Source organism: Mesorhizobium tamadayense (assembly GCF_003863365.1).
GTDB lineage: Bacteria > Pseudomonadota > Alphaproteobacteria > Rhizobiales > Rhizobiaceae > Mesorhizobium > Mesorhizobium tamadayense.
The window spans coordinates 1-1,667 of the sequence record NZ_RQXT01000145.1 but is presented as its reverse complement, the minus strand read 5'-3'; the positions used below and the strand labels follow the sequence as shown (position 1 = coordinate 1,667).

2 protein-coding genes are annotated in these 1,667 nt (G+C 60.9%); both read right to left on the bottom strand.

Features of this window, described 5'->3' with window-relative positions:
- The coding region (locus EH240_RS36850; protein WP_125007226.1) for a terminase large subunit domain-containing protein at positions 1 to 1,220 on the bottom strand (1,220 nt) is incomplete at its 3' end.
- Positions 1,217 to 1,573, bottom strand: coding sequence for a hypothetical protein (locus EH240_RS36845; RefSeq protein WP_125007225.1), 357 nt, complete (start codon positions 1,571 to 1,573; stop codon positions 1,217 to 1,219). The genes EH240_RS36850 and EH240_RS36845, both read right to left, overlap by 4 nt.
- Positions 1,574 to 1,667: the final 94 nt, after the last annotated feature.

Below are 1,667 nucleotides of genomic sequence, written 5' to 3'. Positions count from 1 at the left end.
AGCCAAGGGCCAGGCGGAACCGTGTTATCGCCCAGCGTGAACAGCTCACCGCGTTCCTGCATTTCTGTATAGCGTCCAGATACGCCATCAGACGCGCCTCGATCGGCAAGCCCTGGCTTTGTCGGGAACGTACCCAAGGCCTCCAGCCGGCCGGTTTCCGGCCAATACAGCGCAGCCGCCGACATCGAACGAGAGCCGCCAAGATCAACGCCAAGGATGCATTCGCCCTCGCGCGCCGGAAGCGCGTCGGGAGAAACTTCGGCCGATAGCCACTCGTCGACCGTGACAAGCACGCTGCGATCTTCGGTCGAAACACGTTCGTTACGATTGAGGTTACGGAAGGAAGAGAGCGCCGAGCCGCCGCGAGCGATTGCCCGGCGTGCCTGTGCCTGCAACCATTCAAGCGAAGCGCCGATTCCCTCCACCGCGCCAGGATTGGCTACCAATAGGCTTTCCGCGTCGTCGGCCGGGAGACCGAAGGGCGGGCGATGCTCTTGGACGTAGGTGCCGGGAGGCGGCTCATCGAGCCAGCGGCTGAACGTGTTCGCATCGTCCGGCGCACTGGTCGAGATGATCAAACACCGGCCGCCGCGCTTGCCCAAGCCGGACAGGATGGCGTTTTCTAGAGCGTCGCCCTTTTCCCGGTCCCATGCCGCCCGCTCATCGAGGATCGCCAGATTTGGCGCACCGCCCAAAATGGATTTTCCATCCGCAGCGATACACCGCGCGAGTCCGCCGCCGTCGCCACTGTACTCCACCTCCAGACGCTGGCCGCGCCGGATGGCAAACAGTTCCTGTTCCTCTTCCGGCAGGCTTTCGATGAAGCCAACCAGGAATCCGAAGGCGATTTTCGCCTGATCCCTGTTACGAGCCGCGAAAATGATTTCGCGTTTCGGCTGCGCATCGAGCTTACCCATGAGGCAAGCAAGAGAAATTCCGGCCGACAGGGCCGTTTTCGCAGCGCCACGGCCCACGCTCAAAACGCCGATCATGTTTTCGGGATCGAGCGCACCGCGCACAAAAGACTTCTGAAATTCCGCCAGTTTCAGCCGTTTTCCGGCGTTCGGACCTTCGGGGATTTTGAGGGTTTCCAGAAAGGCAATGGCGATGTCGGCCGGCGATTTCTTCCCCGATTTTTTCTGGGAATGTGTATGCAACAGGTGGACGCCGGTCCCGCCTTTGGAGCGTCTCTTGGGCATTGGAACCGGATTTGCGCTCATGGCGCCGCGCCCGTGGTCGAGCACTGCAACACCCACATCACGCTTGCGGGATCGATCGCAACGTCGACGACGATCCACCACGAGCTTTCGATATAGACCTTGTCCAGCGCCTTGGGTGTTGCGGCCAGCGTGCCAGCTAGCAGTTCAATCTTGGCATCAGTGCGAGGAATGCCCGACTGGCCTGCATACTGCGCGTCATAAGAGCCGCGCACGCCCTCGCAAGCGTAAGGCGTGTCATATCCAGGCAGCTCATTTCCATGGCCGTCGTCGATCAGGCTGTATTGCCAAAGCGTGGCAGTGCGTAACTCACCGGCAAGCGCCGCCGTCACGTCTGCTTTGAGATCATCAAGCATGTGTTCACCTACTGTTGTGGAAAAAAGGGGAGCGGCACAGCATCTCGCTGGCCGCCCCCAAGCGTCCGAAGACGGCTCGCCGAATCCCAAAGCC

Coding starts and splice junctions, on each gene's coding strand:
- EH240_RS36845 (WP_125007225.1), bottom strand. CDS start 1,573: ATGCTTGATGATCTCAAAGCAGACGTGACGGCGGCGCTTGCCGGTGAG.